This window comes from Phytopseudomonas seleniipraecipitans (genome assembly GCF_900102335.1).
GTDB classification, from domain to species: domain Bacteria; phylum Pseudomonadota; class Gammaproteobacteria; order Pseudomonadales; family Pseudomonadaceae; genus Aquipseudomonas; species Aquipseudomonas seleniipraecipitans.
The window spans coordinates 73802-91564 of the sequence record NZ_FNBM01000002.1 but is presented as its reverse complement, the minus strand read 5'-3'; the positions used below and the strand labels follow the sequence as shown (position 1 = coordinate 91564).

The following is a 17763-nucleotide window of genomic DNA, read 5'->3' as shown; positions in this document are numbered from 1 at the left end:
CCCTGAGCCTTATTAAAAAGGGCTCGACTCTAGCGAAATGCCTTCGCTTAGTTCAAGAAATTTATTCCCCGCCTCGGCGGGTTTTTTTCGCCTGGAGAAAAGCATGGCCGGCATCAAAGATCGCCTGATTCAGTTCATCCTGCGCGGCAAGGACGAGCTATCGCCGGAGGCGAAGAAGTCGGCCAAAGCGCTGGAAGACCTCCGAACTGAGGCTGCCTCGCTGAATGAGCAACTGGATACCGCAAAGGGCGAGCGCGGCCTGGTGCGGGACATGCTCGCTACTCAGCGTGCCCTTGAGCAGTCCCAGCGTGTGCTGGGCCAGACCGAAGGCAGCATCAAAGAGCTGCGTGAGGCGCTGAACGACAGTCCTGATGCGAAAGGGCTGCAGCAGTCACTCAAGGCTGCAGAGCGCGAAGCCGGCCGGTTACGCCGCCAGGTTTCGAGCCTCTCGGGTGACCTGGGCGAACACGAGAAGGCAGCCAAGGCAGCGGGCGTGGATACCAACCGCCTGGCCGAGGAAGAGAAACGACTGGCCAAGGAAGTGGACACCGCCAAGAAGGCGCTGGCTGCCAATGGCCAGGAACTTCGCGCCATGGAGCGTGAGCAGGCTAAAGCAAGCCGCACGGCTGCGGAGCACGCAAGCCGCGTCGGAGCTGTGCGTGAGGCAATGGCCGGCGGTGTGCGCCAGGTGGCCGCCTTCGGTGCGGCGTACCTGTCGCTGAACGGAATCATCAATCTCCTTCGCGGCGGCTTGAACCTGGTGCGCGACGGCATCCGGGCTGTCATAACGGATGGTCTGGATAGCGGCTCTGCTCTGGCACAGCTTGAGGCCGCGCTGAATTCGACGGGCAACGCTGCAGGATTTACCGCTGAACAACTGCTGGAAATGGCGCAGGGCTTCCGCGACAGTTCGCTGCTCACCAATGAGCAGATCCAAGCTGCGCAAACTCGCTTGCTAAGTTACACCGACATCGTTGGTGAGCAATTCCCCAAGGCCATGCAGATCGTCATTGATCAGCAGCAGCGCCTGGGCATCAGCGCTGAATCGTCTGCCGAAATAGTTGGCCGGGCTCTGCAGTCGCCAGTCGATGCGATGGCTGCACTCGGTCGGCAGGGCTTCAAGCTGGAGGACGATCAGAAACGTCTGCTCCGTCAGCTTGTTGCGACCGGCAAAACCGCCGAAGCGCAGGCAGTCATCATGGATATGATGACCGAGGCTTACGGCGGCGCCGCAGCTGCAGCCAAGTTGAACACGGCGGCAGGACTCTGGAAAACAATCACTAACTCGTTCAGCGACTTCGCTGGTCGGGTGGGGCAGAGCGGTGCGTTCGATTACATCCAGAGCAAGCTACGACAGCTCGCTGATGGGCTGGACGCTATGGCCAACGACGGCCGCCTTGATCGTTTGGCTCAGCATTTGTCCGACACGTTTACGAACGGTGCCGAGGCTGTATCCAAGTACGTCGAGAAGCTGGCAACGGTCGACTTCGAGGGGCTGGCTGAGAAAGCAGCCGGCATGGCCAGCAAGATTGGCCCGGCTATTGATCAGACCGTAAGCGCTGGCCAGTACGCGACCGCCGCACTTACCACGGTATGGAACACCTTCGCGGGCACGGTCAACGCATCTGCCGCGGCGCTGACCTACGCGGTGCAGCAGACGCTGGGGCGGTTGGCGTTGGCAACTGGGCAGATCGCGAGCGTGTTCGGTGGCGAAGACATCAAGGCCAAGGCTGACGGGCTCTATACCTTCTTGGGTGAGCTAAGCACCGCCTACGCTGCACAGGCGCAAACGGATTATGGCCAGGTTGCGGATGCCTGGAGCTTTCTCACAGAGAGTGTCGAGCAGCAGGCTACCGAGCAAACCGACACCATCAAGAAGGCGGCCGACGATCAGTTCGAGCATATCGTCCAACGTGTAACGGACATCAACAACGCGCTCAGCCAGATCAGTTCGGTGAACAGCGTTGCTCAGCTCCAGCAACTGGGCCGGGAGATGTTCAACGCTTATCAGGCTGGCCGACTCAGCCAGGAAGAATACAGCGGCGGGCTGCTCGTGCTGAACGAGCGGCTACGTGAGATGGGCGGCGCGGCAAAGGCCACCAGCGCAGATGTGAAAGGCGCCGCTGCCAGCCTGAAGACGCTGTCGGATATCCAGGCCGCAATCAGCGGCGCTAAGACCGCCGTTGATATCCGCAACATCAACACCGCGCTCAACAAACTGTACAACGACGGGGTGATCAGCGCGTCCGAGTACAACACGGAGCTCAAGAAAGCAGCTGACCGCCAGGCCGAGCTGAAGAAGGCAGTGGAGGGCGGCAAGAAAGCCCAGGACGCCAAGAACGAATCCGACAAGGACGCCATCGTCACCAGCGAGCAGCTACGGCGCGAGTCGGGCAAACGCATGGAAGCCGAACGCCAGGCCGGTGACGCGGCCATGCAGCAGCGTCGCAAGGAATCCAGCGACGCCAAGAAAGACATGGGCGCCATGGCCGGCTTCTATGACGGCGTGATGAATGCCGCGCGCGGGCCGCTTGCGTCCCTTAGCGCCGCGGCCCTTGAGGCGTTCGACCGGCTGCGTGGCATCAAGACCGCTGATATGAACATCGACACCAGCAGCCTGGATGCCACGGTCGATTCGTTGGGGCGTGTCAGTAAAGCGTTGGGCGACGTGCGCAGCCAGATGGGTAACCCGTTCACCGGCCCGCTCGGGCGCTGGCAGTTGGATATGCAGGAGTCCAGTCTGAAGACGCAGCAGGCGTTTCTCGGGCAACAGGCCCAGTTGCAGCGCCTGATGGAAAGCTACGACAAGGGCAACATCACCACCCGTCAGTTTGAGAGCCGAGCGCGAGGGCTGCGTCGCGCGCTTGGCATGCTGGACGATGCGGATCTTAGCAGCCTGGACAGTGCCATTAAGTCCGCTCAGGACAGCATGGAACAGATGGGTCAGTCGACCCGCTCGACGCTCGACAGTCTCCAAGATGAGCTCGATGGCCTGCAGGGCCGCACCGAGGACATCGAGCGGCGCCGGTTTGCATCACGGCGCCGGGAGCTGGAAGCGCAACTGGCCGAAGCCAACGCGGGTGGCGACACCCATGCCGTGGCCAATGCCAGCAAAGCCCTCGGCATGCTTCGGCAGATCGAGGCTGAGTCAGCCCAGGCCCGTCAAGCTGATGAACAGAAGAAGCGGCAAGAAGAGATCGCCAAGGCCGCTGCGCCGATTGCGAGCGCGAACGCTGCTCAGGCGCCGCAGCAGCCATCGCGCGTTATCCGGCTTGAGTTGGGTGGCAAAGCTGTTGATGTGGCGGTGGGCAGCGCCGCCGATGAAACCAATCTGTTGAGCCTCCTCGAGGACGCCGCGTTGAGGGCACGTTAATGGAATTTACCCTGGACACCATCGACCTGGCCGCTGACCCTGACCTGGGCGGCGAGCAGATCGAATGGACGGACGAGTGGGATTGGGACCCGGTAGCGCAGGATCAGGAGCGCTCCCTGACCGGTGCGCTGATCGTGCAGGAAGGCATGAAGCGCTACGGCCGGCCAATCACGCTGGCGAGCAATGGCGGCGCCTGGTTCACCTTGGCCACCGTGCGCGAGCTTGAGGCGCTGCGTGATCAATCGCTGATCGTGATGCTGCTCACCTTACCCACTGGCGCCCAGCACTACGTCACTTGGAGCCGGGCGGATGGTTCGCCCTTGCAGGCCAAGCCCCTTCACCGGCTGGTGGATCCAGGCCCCGATTGGCTGTACGAACTGACGCTGAAGCTGATCACCGTCGCGCCGCCACCGGATCCTGCTCCCGAGCCAGATCCAGAACCCTGACCTACGAACCCGCCCCGGCGGGTTTTTTAATGCCCGGAGATTGGCATGACGATCAACCGCACTGACGTAAAACTGCTGGAGTCCCAGCGCCTGAGCGATGCATCCGATGGCGGTGGCCGTGCCACCGGCAAGGCCATTATCGACGGCCAGGTCAACAACCTGTTCCCGGACATCAGCCGACTCGACCGCACCATCGGCCGCATCAACCTGCGTAAGGTCAGTGCTGGCGTGATGACCGAGAACGCCGACGCCTACCTTGGCGCACACGGCATCGTGACCCAAGGGCCGGCAGATCCGCGGGTCAGCGTGCTGTTGTTCAACACCGGCAGCCAGACCGACGTGCGCACCGATGCCCAGGATCTGATAGAGAGCTACGTGGCCGCCGCGTCGACGGCTCAGTTCGATCTGCTGGGCACGCAGTTGGGTGGGCAGCGAGCAATCGCCTGCGTTCAACGCGAGGAGCAACGCGTCCCGGAAAGCGGCGATGTGTTCCAGCTCGCTACGGCCACCGCGACGCAGTATGTGCGTGTGGTGGGTGTCGAGTCGCGCCTGGAGCAGTTCACCTACGACTACGGCAATGCCAACTTCGTGAACTTCACACGGCGTCGTCTGGATCTGCAACTGTCGGCTCCGCTGCTGACCGCATTCCCAGGTGGCCAGGTGACGCCGGCCGGCACTACGCCGACCGCGCTGGATGGCGCCGCTAAAGCCCGTGTGCTGAGCACGCAGGTTGCGGATGCCGCGCGCTATCACGGCATTAGTCCACTGGCCGATGCGGTCGCTCTGGGCGCGCTCACCGTGCGGGTGAACAGCGTCTACGCCCAGCTTGTGCCGAGCACCACCAAGGAGTCGGCGCTGGTCGACCTGCTGGGCGGTTATCAACGGCAGATCTACATCCCGGCCGGGCCGGCTCGCACGGTGAACCTGACCGTCGCCGCCGGCGCGGTAGCGGGTGAGTCGCGTACCTTCCTCGGTACCGGTTGCGCGCCGGGCACGCTGACGCTGACGGCTGGTGACGGCGTGTTCGCAGACGACAGCAAAGGCGCGATGCGTTACGTGAGCGGCAGCAACTGGATCACGTCCGGCCGGGTCGATTACCAGACCGGCGAAGTGACGCTCATCCGTACAGGTACCAGCTGGACGGGCAGCGCCAACGCGACCTATCGGCCTGGCGCTGCAGCCACTGGTGACACCATCACGGGCGAAGTCGCTATCACCCTGGGCAACCGCGGCTATGTGTACACCCTGAACCTGGCCGGCGCCGTTCCGCGTGCAGGCACGCTGTCCGTTGCCTTCTTGGCGCTGGGCAAGTGGTACGAACTGCGAGATTACGGCGACGGCCTGCTGACCGGCGAAGGCGCGGGCACCATTAGCATGGCCACAGGCACCGTCAATCTGACGCTCAACGCGCTGCCGGACGTGGGCAGCTCGCTGGTGTACAGCTACGTCAGTTCCGCCGATAACGCCATCACCGGCCACGCCGGCACCGCCGTCGTGCCTGACATCGAAGTGCGCTACACCCTGCCGGGCGGCGGCATTCAGCCGGGCAGCTTCACCGCATCGTTCACCGCCGGCACGGCCATGACGTTGACCGATGATGGCCTCGGCACGCTGAGCGGCAATGGCGGTACTGGCACCATCGTCTATGCGACCGGTGACCTGGTGATGAAGCTGAGCGCACCGCCTGCATCCGGCATCGCGTACACGTTCCGCCGCGGCTCGGTGGATGACGCGCCGCTGAGCGTTACCAGCGACGGCACCGGCATTGCCACGTTTACCATCCCCGGCGCACCCCTCAAGCCGGGCAGTGTACGGATCGATTGGCTGACCACCCGCCGCCAGTCCGCGCCGGCGATCAACTGGAAGGTGCTCGAGAGCGGCAACGTGCTGCCGATCTACGACGGTACGGCCGAGGTGAGCAACACCGCCAGCGACAACGGCGGCGGTGGCTGGCAGGCCGGTCGCGTTGGGTCGATCAACTACCAGACCGGCCAGTGCACCCTGCAGGTGGCTCGCCTCTATGACTACATCGAGTACACGTACAGCAACCGCGCTACCTCAAGCGTCACTGGCCCGCGTACGGAGCCCGTGCTGGTCACCACGCCCGTGCAGCAGCGCGAACAGTTCGCCGGTACGCTCTCTGCGAAGTCGCAGGCAGCCGGGGCTAGCTCGGATGAAACCACGCACACCCAAGCGCAGCCGCCGATCACCGTCAACCTGCTGCCTGGCGTAGGCAGTGCAATCGTGCCGGGCTCGCTGCTGTTCAGCTGGAACGGTTCGCTGTACACCGACCGCAGCGGTATCCTCTATCGCGACATCGCCAGCGCAACCAATGGCGGCGTGGCTGTCGGGGCGGTCGATTACGTCGGCCGTACTGCGACGATCAACAGCTACACGGGTAACGTCCTTGGCGCTGTGACGCTGCTGGCATGCCTGACCGCCTCGACCGGCTTCAGCGTTACCGGCGCTACGTTCCGCACACCAGGTGCGCCGCTGCGCGCTGGCAGCATGCAGGTAACCGCGGTGCGCACGGACACCGCCGAGGTGGTTACTGCCGTTTCCAACCTAAACGGCGTGTTCTCCAGCGGCATCATCCACGGCACCGTCGACGCCAGCACTGGCATCGCCCGACTGGCGTTCACGACGAACCCGGACGATGAGTCGGGCGAAAGCGACGTGCCGGTGATCCCGCTGCTGACCCGCTACAACGCGGTGGTACAGACGCGCCTGCCGCTCGATGCCGGCTTGCTTGGCCTCGATCCAGTGCGCCTGCCCGCTGATGGGCGAGTGCCGATCTACCGCGAAGGCGACGTGCTGGTGATCCACCACACCGCTGAAACGGTAGTGGCATCGCCAGTCGCGGGCGGGACTGTGACCCTCGCCAGGCAGCAGCAGGCCGACATCGAGGTCGTGGATAGCGACGGCCACGTGCTGCGTGCGGCGTCGTTCAACGACGACCGTGAGGCCGGCGCCGTTACCTGGGCGAACCCTCTGGTGATGCAAACCGAGGACGGCACGCCGCTGAGCACGCCGCTGATCATTCGTGATCGCGTCGAGCACATGGCGCTGTGCGTCGAGGTGCAGATCACCGGCCAGGTCGGCCTGAGCTCGCCGATTCCTTGGGATCTGCCTGCCGGCGAAGCGATGGTGTCGAGCGCTGTGGCCTGGGGTGACCTGCAGTCGCGTGTGCATACGTGGTTTACCCAGCAGACGTGGAGCCAGGGCGACCCGAATTGGGCAGACGCCCCTACAGGGAACACCACCACCGCGAACTACAACCAGCTGAGCTATCCGCCAATCATCACGAATGCCGGTGCAATCGCCGGCAAGTGGGCGCTGGTGTTCACCAGCAACACGTCGTTCAACGTGGTTGAGCAGCAGCTGGGTGTGATCGCCAGTGGCAGCACAGGCAGTGATCTTTCGCCAATCAACGCTTTGACCGGCCAGCCGTACTTCACGATTCGTCGGGAAGGGTGGGGCAGCGGTTGGGCGGCCGGTAACGCCGTGCGCTTCAACACTGACTCGGCGCTGGGGCCGATGTGGGTGATCCGTACGGTCATCAGCGGGCAGGGCACTGTCAACGACGACCAGTTCAAATTGCAGATTCGTGGGGATGCTGACTAATGGCCGATGCAGTGCTGTACACGCATTTACAACCCGGAGCTCCTGCGCTGGGCTTGGGCATAAAGGGCTCTGCTGTCATCGATAACAACGGTGTTGTGGGGTTCTTCAACCTTTTGATTCCCTGCCTAGTAACTGGCTATGGGACGGGGGCTACAGCAAAGCCAGGGCAAGGTTGGACTTTGGTTAGGTCTGAACTTCCCCAGCACTTCACTATTAAATCCCCAGACGGAGTGTTTTATAGTTTTGGGCGTGGGCCAAACCAGAACCAATATCCGTACGCAAACATGTGCCAGCTGTTCTTGTCGGAAAACGTGACAGATGCTTCTGTGTTCCCTCCCCAAGGAACGAATGTACGGTCGTACGCCCACTCTGTTGACTATTCCAGTAGCAACTCCAGGCACTGGATGTGCCCCAGCCACTACTACGCTATTACCCCAGGTAATTGGTTTCTAATTGCCCGTGGTTCTCAAGTCTTTTTCATTAGTAACTGGAATGAAAACAGCGCTGGGGGGATGGGTGGTTATGGGGACAATCCTCTCACTTCTGCAGCCAATTACGGCTGTATGTATTTCTTTGGGAATTTCACTTTCCCAGACGCTTTGATACCCAAGTCAGGCCCCCAAAATCACATGGCCCTGGGCGGTAATTACAGGGAGAACACTTGGCCTCCAAGTTCCGAATCTGACACGTACCTATTGCAGTATGGTACTCGACTGAGAAATCCTTTAACCGGGGCCGTAGAGACGGCGGTAATGCCAACTGTCCAGTCATATTGCAGCCTGAAGACGGGTTATGGTGGGGCAAAGCTTGGTATTCCAGCGTATGCCCCGGATATGTCTCTAACAGTGCAGGATGTTTACGATCCTGTTCTCGGGTTCTTTGCGACCTTACCTGGGATATTCAGAGATGAGTTCTATAGCCACCGATCTGCTCAGGAAGTAAGCAGGGCTCTAGGTAAAGGGGGCACACTCGCAGAGTGTTTGGAGCCGTTCGACTTCAACGGTGACCCGATCTACCTGGTGCCTACTCCCTATGGCACTGCTTTCTTCTGCCTGAAGGAGAAATACTGGAATGCCTAAGCTGGCGATTCTTGGCAGAAAATCTATGTGGTCTCGTAAGTTTGCGAGCCCTCTAGCCCCGGATTTTCACAGACAAAAGCTTCTGGGCCGCAAGCTTCTACGCCGTCCCGATTTGTTTCTTGTTCCTGTCTCTGTGGAAGTGAAACGAGAGGGGGAGATTTCGGATCGGTGGCTGGTAACTCTCCAGCGCTCCGATTCAGGCCAGGCCCTGGCCAATTTCTACAACGGAGGGCCAAACCCTCAGTATCTGAACCGTACGCTCATGTATCGGGAGGTACTGGCCCAAGCCTACGAATATAGCGAGCCCCGACTAGGTATGTCCCGCTGGCCGACTTTGAGCGAGACGGCGAATCACCTGCTGTTCAACCTCACCGAGGGCGGCGGTGGCAACCAGATCCCAACCGTCGATGCGAAGCTCGCCACCATTGCGACCGTAGAGGGCACCTGGGCTTCGCGCGAGACTGTGATCGTCGAGCGCATGGATGATGGGCAGTGGCGTGTAGCCGGTTACGGACGAACGTCGGAGGAGGGCCTGGCCAGTCTTGATCTGAAGGTCACGACATCGGGAACGATTTACGCCATCGCCCTCGATGACTATGGCGTGACCTTCGTGCCCGGCCTGGCTGTGGCTATCGGAGATCGCGTGCGGCCTGCTGCTTTCACTGGCTGGATTTATGAGGTCACCGAGCCTGGGGCGCTCCCGGCAGCTGAGCCGGAATGGTGGCCTGCCATCGGTGAAAATCCGTCGCGCCCACTAGGCACCGCTCGCGCTGTTGCCGTGCGGTACTTCCGCCCGCTGGCTCATGGCCCGGTACCTGTCGAGAGGATCTGATGCTTTCAATCACTGTGGGTGGTGGCTGGGGCCGTGGGGCTCCGGCCGACCGCCAGGGCCTACTCGTGCCCTGGGGAAAGACGCAGCCTGCAGATCTTGGTGCGGGTTCGCGTTGGCAGCTAGCCAGCGTGCAGGATGGAAAGCATCTGGCCTCGGCATGGGAGCTGGTGCCTGCGGCGGATCTGTCGCGCGCCTCGGCATGGTTGGAGGCCGGCCAACGCGACGGCGCCTCGATGCAATCAGGCTGGGTCGACGTGCCAACAAAGGATGCATCGCTCAACCTGGGCTGGGATCACACGATCCGGCCCATAGGGCTGCGTCTGCGGCTGATCTATAACCCTAAGCCGGCGCGCAAGGAGCTGGGGCTGAGCGTGGGGATACGGCGCGTCAACGAATACGGGCCGCGGTATGACGCTGAGACTGCCTTGCAGGACAGCCTCTATGTGCCAGGCAATGGCCCGTTGGTGTTCTCGTTCAGCGGTAGGCCGTACTTCCCATCAGCGGCGCCGCATGTGTACTTCGACTTCCGTTACGTGGCAGAGACTCCGCGGATTCAACCGGCGGATACCGGCGCTGTCGTGGTGCGTTGGTCGACCGCCCGCAAGCTGAACCTGGGGTACCGCGTGCCGTGGGACAAGGCCCGTGTGCTCGATGGCCCGCTGACCGGCGTCGAGTACGTCGACTACCCAGGGCCGGTGAAGCCGCTGCCTGTGCCGCCGACCGATCCCACAATTCTGGACACCTACATGATCGCCAACACAGTCAATCTTGTGGTGCTGCCATCGCGCACGCCTATCGAGGCGAAGAGCCTGCGCATAGGGCTCGATGCCGACAGCTTCAGCTGGAAGTTCAGCGCCGACATTTTCACCAAAGCCGCCCTCGACCTGGTGCGCCCGGATGCCGAGGGTGCCAAAGAAGTGGAGCTGAATATCAATGGTTGGGTGTGGGTGCTGCTGGTCGAGCGCTACAGTCGGCAGCTCAAGTTTCCGGCCGAGGCCTACAGCATCACCGGCGCCACTCGCACGCAGTTGCTTGCTGCGCCTTACGCACCATTGCGAACTGGCTTGAACAGCTCCCCGATAACGGCGCGGCAGGCGGCTGACAGCGAGTTGCTGAATACGGGATTCACCATTGAATGGGACACCGAGAACATCGGCCCGCGCGACTGGACGTTCCCGTCCGGCGCGCTGAGCTACCAAAGCCAGACACCGATGCAGGTGATCGCGCGTATCGCGGAGACGGTGGGAGCCGTAGTGCGCCCCGCGCGTGACAGCGACGTGCTGGAGATCCGCCCGCGTTACGTCGTGCCGCCGTGGGAGTGGGGCCAGTCCGATGCACCGGTCGACCGCATCATCCCACCCGCGATGCTCACCCAGCTCGATGGCGAGTGGACGCCACAGCCAGCCTGGAATGCTTGCTACGTCTCGGGTACCAGTCACGGCGTGTCGATGCTCGTGCGCCGGGCTGGCACTGCCGGCGACAACGCGGCCGCCGACGTGTTCGACGACTGGATCACTGGCGAAGAAGCCAACCGCGCGCGCGGCGTGCATGAGCTGAGCAAGGGCGGCGACATCGAGGTCGTCGGCGTCCGGCTGCCACTCTTTCATAAGAGTGACGACCACGGCGTGGGCCTGGTGCTGCCTGCCATGCTCTGCAAGGTGCCAGAGGCTGCCGGCGCCTGGTTCGGTGCGTGCCTTTCGACCGACATCACTGCCGAGGGCACCGGCTCGGTACGCGTCTGGCAGGATCTCAAGCTTGAGAGGCACCACTGATGGCTACCGTAAATCCCTGGAAACGCTTCATCGGCCTGCTGCCCGGCGGTGTGCGCACCGTCGCCACTGTGCGCAGCATCAACGCAATCGCCGGCATCAGTACAGCGGAGCTACGCACAGGCACGCGCGTCACTGTACGTGGCGTCGATGTGCCGGTGGGGAGCAAAGCCTACATCGCCGACGGCACGATCACCGGGCCGGCCCCGAACCTGCCTCACCTTGATGTTGATGTGTGACTGGAAGCGATTCGAGCTGCTCGGCCTCGGCGAGCAGGCGCTCGCGAACTTTTTCGAGAACTCGATAGACCGTGACCCGGTCATTCGCTGAGAACGCTTCGCCAACAAAATCCACTTCGTTCGGCGGTGCGCTGACAATCAGCTCAGCCACGTAGCGGTTAGCGAATGCCTGCAGTTTGGGTTTTCTCAGTGGCATGTAATCACCTGCTCCTTGGTTCGCACTTCACACCTCAGCTAGAGCTTCATGCTCGAGCAGCTCGGAGCGCACTATCGATACAAAGCGGGGCGCGATAAAGCCGAGTTTGACCTGGCTACTTGAGGCGCTTTGTTCGGCGATGCGGACGGTAATCCCATCTCGGATGAGCTCACTGAGCTCCGCTGCAGTGATGTCTTCATCGATCATCAGGCGCACGTCTTGGCCTGTTTTGCGGCTGAGTATCAGCGCCATGTCATTGCTTCCTTGCTTATTAACGGTTTCTGTAAGATAGACCATTCCTCTACAGCCCGCCCTAGCGCGGGCTTTTTCATGCCGGTCATAAAGATCAAGCCTAAAACGTGCTGGCCAGACATCGGCTCCGGCACGTTTTGTCTGATCATGCCTTACTCCAATGCAGCAGCCCGTAGGCGCTTAAGCTCTTCCGAGTCGAAGACATATTTATCGCCCAGAATGCTTTCATACTTAATCATAAGAGATACTTGTTCGGTGACGAACTCCTGAATATCGCCTCCGGTTGTGCCTGGTATTTTGATTGAGAGGACCGTAAATTTTTTACCCGGTGGCAGCACGTCGTTAATAACAAACATTTCGTAAGATGCTTCATGCTCTGTGGCTCCAAATAATTTTTCCACCGCCAGCTCGACTAAGTCGGCACTCCATCCCTTGATCTTTTCACCACCCACGCTTACTGAGATTTCTCGGACAACTGCTGGACCTATCCCCGTATTCTCAATGCTGAATTGATATAAACCGGGTTCAATGTCCGCGTGATTCCATGCAGATAAGTGTGGGGTAGCCATAAGCCTATTGTGACGCTCATGGGACTTGATCTGTTTTCGCGTGTACCAGACGGCTACGGCTGCAGTAATAGCCGAGAACATCGCCGCAATTGCCGAAAAGGCTGACGCCATTTCAGCCAACCAACTGCTAGCTGCTGGAATGACATAGACCACTGAATCAATTACTGGGTGCATGTAAAGGCTCCTTGCCACTCATTTCAACAATCGTAACCATTTTTATCCCGCCACCGAGCGGGTTTTTTATGGCTGGAGAAAACTATGGCTCGACTTACCGCAGCAGAGGCGGGCGGCGCTAACGTGCTCGCCTTCCTGGATATGCTCGCCTGGAGCGAAGGCACGTCCACCATCAAAGCCAGCGACGACGGCTACAACGTGATCGTCGGCGGCAAACTGTTTAACGACTACAGCAAGCACCCGCGCAAGTTAGTGCCGCTGCCCAACCTGGGCATCAAGTCCACCGCTGCCGGCCGCTACCAGTTTCTGGCGCGCACCTGGGATGCCATCGTGACGAACTACGGCTTTATCGGCCGCTTCATTCCGCGCGCGCAGGACCTGGCCGCTGTGAAGCTGCTTACCGAATGCGGCGCGCTGCCGCACATCAAGGCCGGCCGCATCCAGCAAGCCATCGCCGCCGCCGCCCCGATCTGGGCCAGCCTGCCTGGCGCAGGTTACGGCCAGCGTGAGCACAAACTGGCCAACCTGCTGGAAATCTATTCCGAAGAGCGTGCCGCTGAACCGTGCGACGAAGGCGAGCTGCTGGCCATGTTCTGCGCATGCGGCGGGGAGATGGCGGCGTGACCTGGCTCCGACTAGTGCCAACCTGGTGCTGGTGGTTGCTCGCCGTCGCCGCTGTCGCCGCTGGCCAGCAGATCCGCGTGAGTAGCTTGCAGGGCGAGCTGTATACCGAGCGCGCCGCGTCGACCGAGCAGTACGGAAAGCTGGTTGCATGCCGGGAGACGCGCGGCAATCTACTGGTGCAGGTCGGCGAGCAGAACAGCGCGCTTGCGGATCTACGCGCCAAGGCTGCTGCTCGAGCACAGCAGGCCGAGCAGGCCCAAGCGGGCGCGCGGCAACAATCCGAAGTCGACTACCAAGCAGCCAACCGGCTGCAGCTGGAACGAATCGGCGGTGACGCCTGCGCCGCGGCTACAAGCGTGATCGATAAGGAGCTGGGCCTATGAGACTGATCTTGATATGCGCGCTATCGACACTGGCCGGCTGCGGCGCAAGGCCTGTTGCAGAGCCTGAGCCTCGCATCATCCGCGTCGAGGTACCGATTCAGGTGCCATGCCACACGAAAGATGTAGCGGTGCCGCCTTGGGCTGCTGCTGGGCTGAAGGCTGATGACACCCTGGAAGTGAAAGTGCGCGCGCTGCTCGCCGAGCGCCGGCAGCGTATAGGCTATGAGCGCGAGCTACTAGCCGCTAATAGCGCGTGCCGCTAACCAGTGATCCTAAGAGATTCTATTTCCACTGTCTTGATTCACAGATGGTGTTGGAGGGCTAGCCGCTGCTACTTTCGGAAGCTCGTCGGTAGCAGTTAGCGATACTACGAGTCGATTCAAACTTCGAGAGACTTGGTTAACCATTGACGGCCAGTCTTTATAAATACGGATTGATAGCGATTGGAAATTTGGGGTGTCTGAGGTGTTTTTAAGCCTACAGGACACCCTCCAGATGCTGTCTTTGATGCTTGATATACAATCATATTTTCCTTTGATTGCTGGAACCATCTTTATGTCAATGAAGCCTTTGTGTATGTTTTTCGGTAAATACTCACAGTTGTTGCTCCAGCGAGTTCTAACGTCATCCGACTTGGTAGTTGTCACTCCTGATTCAAAGTCGGCGATGAATTTTTCCGTGTCTCTCTTTGCTCGATTGAATAGTTCAGAGTTCACGGCACAAAGGTCAAGGTCTGACTGATCTCCAAATTCTTTGCCGAATTTATGGTCTGCCAGCGAGTATCCAATTCGGCTGCTTCCGACGACGCTAATGTCTTTGATGCCAACATCGAGTAGGCGGGCAAGCTCACTGCGGAGCTGTTGATAGACTGCCGGTGATGATAGGAATGCAAAAGGAATACCTTCCGACAGCCATAGGTGTGCAATCCCTTTGAACTCTTTGTTTCCCGCAGACAATAGAGCCTTTTTCAGCAGGTCAGGCTCAGGGTGAGGCGAGAGAGTATTAAGATCGGAGTGCAGGTCATCAAACGGCTTCAACATATGAATAAATCCTTGTATTCGAGCTGTTCAAATATATGTTTCTAAGGTGTTTTTCTCGCACCGAAATCTTTTCATGTTTTGAGCAATTAGGCTTTGCAGGCTCAGGGTACTTTAGTCTCGCTACGGCCATTGATGCTAAGTGGATTTCATCACAAGAGTCATTTCCTTTCTTCGCAAAAAACTTGTCAAAGCCCTCCATTCCTGTGCCGTAATACGCTACAGATAGGTATACCCTTGGATATAATGATCTGTCGACTTTCTGTGCCACTAAATATGCTAGCAAGATCTCAGTTATTTTTCGCTTCAACGACTTTTCATAATGCCCAGTTATTGTTCTAACTAGCTGTTGTAATATTGTGCTTCCGCCGTGAGGTTTGCCTAGTCCAGTGAGAGCGAGCGATCGTATAATCGCGACCACGTCGAAGCCGCAATGACGAGATGCTCTTTTGTCTTCAGCTAGAATCAGCATCTTTTGACAGTCAATCGGCGGCATAAGTCGATTATGGCCCAGCTGGCTATCAATCTCGCATATGATTTTGGCAATGTCGTCTGAACTGCACTTAAGTGACTTATAAAAATCAGGTGTTTTCAAATCTACTGCTCGATTGATAATGCCGGACAAAGCTTCCAAAAAAGCTAAATCATTCTATGTATCAGGGCAGATATTACATGTCAGGATTGTAGATTGGCTCCAGCAATCCTGCTCCCTGATTTTTTACGTTGCCCACCGCTTTCCCGACCGGGTACCACTCAAACGCCTCCACGGGTGTGTCGTGATGCCTGGCCAGATCCTCAGCCCGCTCTGGTAGGAGACCGGGCTCCATCCACTCCCCCGCCACATCTGGAGGCAGCACGACCGGGCGCCGGTCGTGGATGTCGACCATCCCCTGGTCGCTGGCTGCGGTGATTATCGCAAAGCCACCAGCACCTTCCTCATCGCCTTGCGGGATATCGCCGATCGCGGCGAAGAACGCGGGTGCGCCTCCCTTCAGTCGTATGAAGTACGGCTGCTTGACCTTCGGGTTGTCTGGATCTTTCTTCCACTCGTACCAACCATCTGCCATCACAATCGCCCGGCCGCGCTTCCAGATCGCGCTCCAGAACTTGCTGGTGGCCGCTGTCTCGATGCGTGCGTTGATCGCTGGCGGGCGCTTGCCCTGCGCCCAGTGCGGCGCGTATCCCCACTTCGTGGGAGTGACGTGAACGCCTTGATCATCCTGATGCAGGAGCATCACACGTGATTGTGGCGCGACGTTGTAGCGGGCTATGGGCTCGTTCGACCAGTCGCCCTCGAGCAGGCCGAGCTGCAGGGCCTTGGCGTATTCGTCAACGGTTCGGTACTGAGTGAATCGTCCGCACATGGGACCCTCCGGTCGTCAGTTGGCCATCATCATTCTTTGACCGCGGCTTGAGAGATTTGGTATCTGTATATTCATACAGTATTATTTTCAGGTCTCTCTCATGGGCAACGCAACGATTCTTGGCCCAGTGGGCAGCTCCGATATCGAGCTGCCCTTTTTTTCTTTCCGCGTTCCTGCCGGCTTCCCCAGCCCCGCCCAGGATCACCTCGAACAAAAAATATCCCTGGATGAGCTGCTCGATATCCATGCACCGCAGACGTACCTTGTGCGTGTTGATGGTGACAGCATGATCGGTGCCGGTATCTTCGACGGTGACGTGCTGGTGGTGAATAAGGCGCTGGACGCCGTGCCGGGTGACATCGTGATCGCCGCCATCAACGGCGAGCCGGTAGTGAAGACGCTGGCTCGCGATGGCCAGCAGATCGTGCTGCGATCGGAGAATCCGAAATACGCGCCTCGGTTCGTGATGGAGGGCGACGAGCTGCTGATCTGGGCTGTGGTGACAGACAGCATTCGGCGGCACCGATGCCATGGCTGAGCAAGCTATTGCCCTCGTTGACTGCAACTCGTTCTACGCAAGCTGCGAGCGTGTGTTCCGGCCTGACTTGCAGCGTGTGCCGATCGTTGTGCTGAGCAACAACGATGGCTGCGTGATCGCGCGCAGCGCTGATGCCAAGCCCTTCGTAAAGATGGGCGCCCCGTACTTTCAGATCAAGAATGACCTCCGGCGCCACGGCATCGTGCCGTTCAGTAGCAATTACGCGCTGTACGGTGACATGAGCGAGCGTGTGATGACCGTCATCGAGGGCATGGTCCCGGCGGTTGAGATCTACAGCATCGATGAAGCATTCGCTGACCTGACCGGTGTGCCTGGTGACCTCGAGCAGATCGGCCGGCAGATCCGCGCGCGTGTGTTGAAGTACACCGGCATACCGACTGGCGTGGGGATCGCAACCACCAAAACCCTCGCCAAGCTGGCCAACCACTCGGCGAAGAAGTGGCAGCGGCAGACGGGCGGGGTAGTCGACCTGCGCGACCCTGGAAGGCGCGACAAGGTGCTGCGCGTGCTGCCGGTGAGTGACGTTTGGGGTGTTGGCCGGCGGATGACCGAGCATCTCAACGCCCAGGGAATCAAGACGGCATGGGATCTGGCACAGGCCGACGCCTGGACGCTGCGCAAGCAGTTCAGCGTAGTGATCGAGAAGACCGCCCGCGAGTTGCGCGGTACGCCATGCCTGACCCTGGATGAGGCCGCGCCGCCTAAGAAAGAGATCTGTTCCAGCCGGATGTTCGGCAAGCGTCTGCAGGATATAGAGTCGATCCGCCAGGCCGTGGCCACCTACACGGCTACCGCGTGCGAGAAACTGCGGGCGCAGCAGTCGGTGTGTCGGCAGATCCGCGTAGGTGTGCGCACTGGCATGCACAATCCTGATGAGGCCAAATATGCCAAGGGCGTGGCGCTGCAGCTGCCCTGGGCGACTGACGACACCCGGATGATCACCCATTACGCCATGCATGCCCTGGAGCAGGCGTATCGGGCCGGCTACTCGTACAGCAAGGCCGAGGTGATGCTGCTCGATCTCTGCCAGCGCACCGAGATTACGGGCGACCTGTTCGCGCCCCAGCAGTCGGCCGAGTCTACGAAAGTGATGACCGTGCTGGACGAGATCAATGCCAGGTGGGGCAGGGGAACGCTTCGCCCGGGGCGGGTGGAGCTGCAGCCCGAGTGGGGTATGCGGCGGGAGATGATGAGCCAGAGCTATACGACGCGTTTGGATCAGTTATGGCGAGTCTCCGGATAG

The 17763-nt window shown here is 60.0% G+C and carries 19 protein-coding genes; 12 read left to right on the top strand and 7 right to left on the bottom strand.

Features of this window, described 5'->3' with window-relative positions; genetic code table 11:
• The first annotated feature begins 103 nt into the window (after positions 1-103).
• The 7 genes from BLS60_RS05180 to BLS60_RS05150 are packed head-to-tail and all read left to right on the top strand — an operon-like array spanning position 104 to position 11362.
• Positions 104-3373 (top strand): phage tail length tape measure family protein, encoded by a 3270-nt coding sequence (locus tag BLS60_RS05180; RefSeq protein ID WP_167357649.1) that lies wholly within the window; start codon positions 104-106, stop codon positions 3371-3373.
• Positions 3373-3819 (top strand): hypothetical protein, encoded by a 447-nt coding sequence (locus tag BLS60_RS05175; protein ID WP_092365533.1) that lies wholly within the window; start codon positions 3373-3375, stop codon positions 3817-3819. The genes BLS60_RS05180 and BLS60_RS05175 overlap by 1 nt, the downstream gene beginning before the upstream one ends.
• Positions 3820-3864: 45 nt before the next feature.
• The gene (locus BLS60_RS05170; RefSeq protein WP_092365530.1) at positions 3865-7443 is read left to right on the top strand and encodes a hypothetical protein; all 3579 of its coding nucleotides are present in this window, start codon (positions 3865-3867) and stop codon (positions 7441-7443) included.
• Positions 7443-8522 (top strand): hypothetical protein, encoded by a 1080-nt coding sequence (locus tag BLS60_RS21305; protein ID WP_143024584.1) that lies wholly within the window; start codon positions 7443-7445, stop codon positions 8520-8522. The genes BLS60_RS05170 and BLS60_RS21305 overlap by 1 nt, the downstream gene beginning before the upstream one ends.
• Entirely contained in the window at positions 8515-9354 is an 840-nt protein-coding gene (locus BLS60_RS05160; RefSeq protein ID WP_092365524.1) for a hypothetical protein, read from the top strand. Before BLS60_RS21305 ends, BLS60_RS05160 begins: the two co-directional genes overlap by 8 nt.
• Complete coding sequence (locus BLS60_RS05155) at positions 9354-11126, top strand: hypothetical protein (protein WP_244153364.1); 1773 nt, start codon at positions 9354-9356, stop codon at positions 11124-11126. Before BLS60_RS05160 ends, BLS60_RS05155 begins: the two co-directional genes overlap by 1 nt.
• Positions 11126-11362, top strand: a complete 237-nt coding sequence (locus BLS60_RS05150; protein ID WP_092365521.1) for a hypothetical protein — start codon at positions 11126-11128, stop codon at positions 11360-11362. The genes BLS60_RS05155 and BLS60_RS05150 overlap by 1 nt, the downstream gene beginning before the upstream one ends.
• On the opposite strand, the gene BLS60_RS21300 is transcribed toward BLS60_RS05150, so the two are convergent.
• Genes BLS60_RS21300 through BLS60_RS05140 form a run of 4 tightly spaced genes read right to left on the bottom strand, consistent with a single transcriptional unit; the run spans position 11316 to position 12553 of the window.
• Positions 11316-11558 carry a hypothetical protein gene (locus BLS60_RS21300; RefSeq protein ID WP_143024583.1) on the bottom strand — a complete coding sequence of 81 codons (243 nt, stop codon included), beginning with the start codon at positions 11556-11558 and terminating at the stop codon, positions 11316-11318. The genes BLS60_RS05150 and BLS60_RS21300 overlap by 47 nt on opposite strands.
• Before the next feature lie 27 nt (positions 11559-11585).
• Positions 11586-11810, bottom strand: a complete 225-nt coding sequence (locus BLS60_RS05145) for a carbon storage regulator (protein ID WP_167357648.1) — start codon at positions 11808-11810, stop codon at positions 11586-11588.
• A complete protein-coding gene (locus BLS60_RS21450; protein WP_167357647.1) occupies positions 11801-11959 on the bottom strand; it encodes a hypothetical protein in 159 nt (52 codons plus the stop codon). Before BLS60_RS21450 ends, BLS60_RS05145 begins: the two co-directional genes overlap by 10 nt.
• A gap of 3 nt (positions 11960-11962) precedes the next feature.
• On the bottom strand, positions 11963-12553 hold the full coding sequence (locus BLS60_RS05140) for a hypothetical protein (protein ID WP_092365515.1): 591 nt from the start codon (positions 12551-12553) through the stop codon (positions 11963-11965).
• A gap of 84 nt (positions 12554-12637) precedes the next feature.
• Between BLS60_RS05140 and BLS60_RS05135 the strand changes: the two genes are divergently transcribed.
• The 3 genes from BLS60_RS05135 to BLS60_RS05125 are packed head-to-tail and all read left to right on the top strand — an operon-like array spanning position 12638 to position 13823.
• Positions 12638-13177, top strand: coding sequence for a glycoside hydrolase family 24 protein (locus BLS60_RS05135; protein WP_092365512.1), 540 nt, complete (start codon positions 12638-12640; stop codon positions 13175-13177).
• Positions 13174-13560, top strand: a complete 387-nt coding sequence (locus BLS60_RS05130) for a hypothetical protein (RefSeq protein ID WP_143024582.1) — start codon at positions 13174-13176, stop codon at positions 13558-13560. Before BLS60_RS05135 ends, BLS60_RS05130 begins: the two co-directional genes overlap by 4 nt.
• Positions 13557-13823, top strand: a complete 267-nt coding sequence (locus BLS60_RS05125; RefSeq protein WP_092365507.1) for a hypothetical protein — start codon at positions 13557-13559, stop codon at positions 13821-13823. The genes BLS60_RS05130 and BLS60_RS05125 overlap by 4 nt, the downstream gene beginning before the upstream one ends.
• A gap of 9 nt (positions 13824-13832) precedes the next feature.
• Here the strand turns inward: BLS60_RS05125 and BLS60_RS21295 are convergent, their stop codons facing one another.
• The 3 genes from BLS60_RS21295 to BLS60_RS05115 form a co-directional block, all read right to left on the bottom strand.
• On the bottom strand, positions 13833-14600 hold the full coding sequence (locus BLS60_RS21295) for a hypothetical protein (RefSeq protein ID WP_143024581.1): 768 nt from the start codon (positions 14598-14600) through the stop codon (positions 13833-13835).
• On the bottom strand, positions 14584-15093 hold the full coding sequence (locus BLS60_RS21820; protein ID WP_420848436.1) for a transglycosylase domain-containing protein: 510 nt from the start codon (positions 15091-15093) through the stop codon (positions 14584-14586). The genes BLS60_RS21295 and BLS60_RS21820 overlap by 17 nt, the downstream gene beginning before the upstream one ends.
• Positions 15094-15265: 172 nt before the next feature.
• Positions 15266-15961 carry an SOS response-associated peptidase family protein gene (locus BLS60_RS05115; protein ID WP_092365501.1) on the bottom strand — a complete coding sequence of 232 codons (696 nt, stop codon included), beginning with the start codon at positions 15959-15961 and terminating at the stop codon, positions 15266-15268.
• Positions 15962-16061: 100 nt separating this feature from the next.
• Here BLS60_RS05115 and BLS60_RS05110 point away from each other — a divergent pair, with 100 nt between their 5' ends.
• Both BLS60_RS05110 and umuC read left to right on the top strand, forming a co-directional pair.
• Entirely contained in the window at positions 16062-16499 is a 438-nt protein-coding gene (locus BLS60_RS05110; protein ID WP_092365498.1) for a LexA family protein, read from the top strand.
• Positions 16492-17763: a translesion error-prone DNA polymerase V subunit UmuC gene (gene umuC / locus BLS60_RS05105; protein ID WP_092365496.1), complete on the top strand. Its 1272-nt coding sequence runs from the start codon at positions 16492-16494 to the stop codon at positions 17761-17763. The genes BLS60_RS05110 and umuC overlap by 8 nt, the downstream gene beginning before the upstream one ends.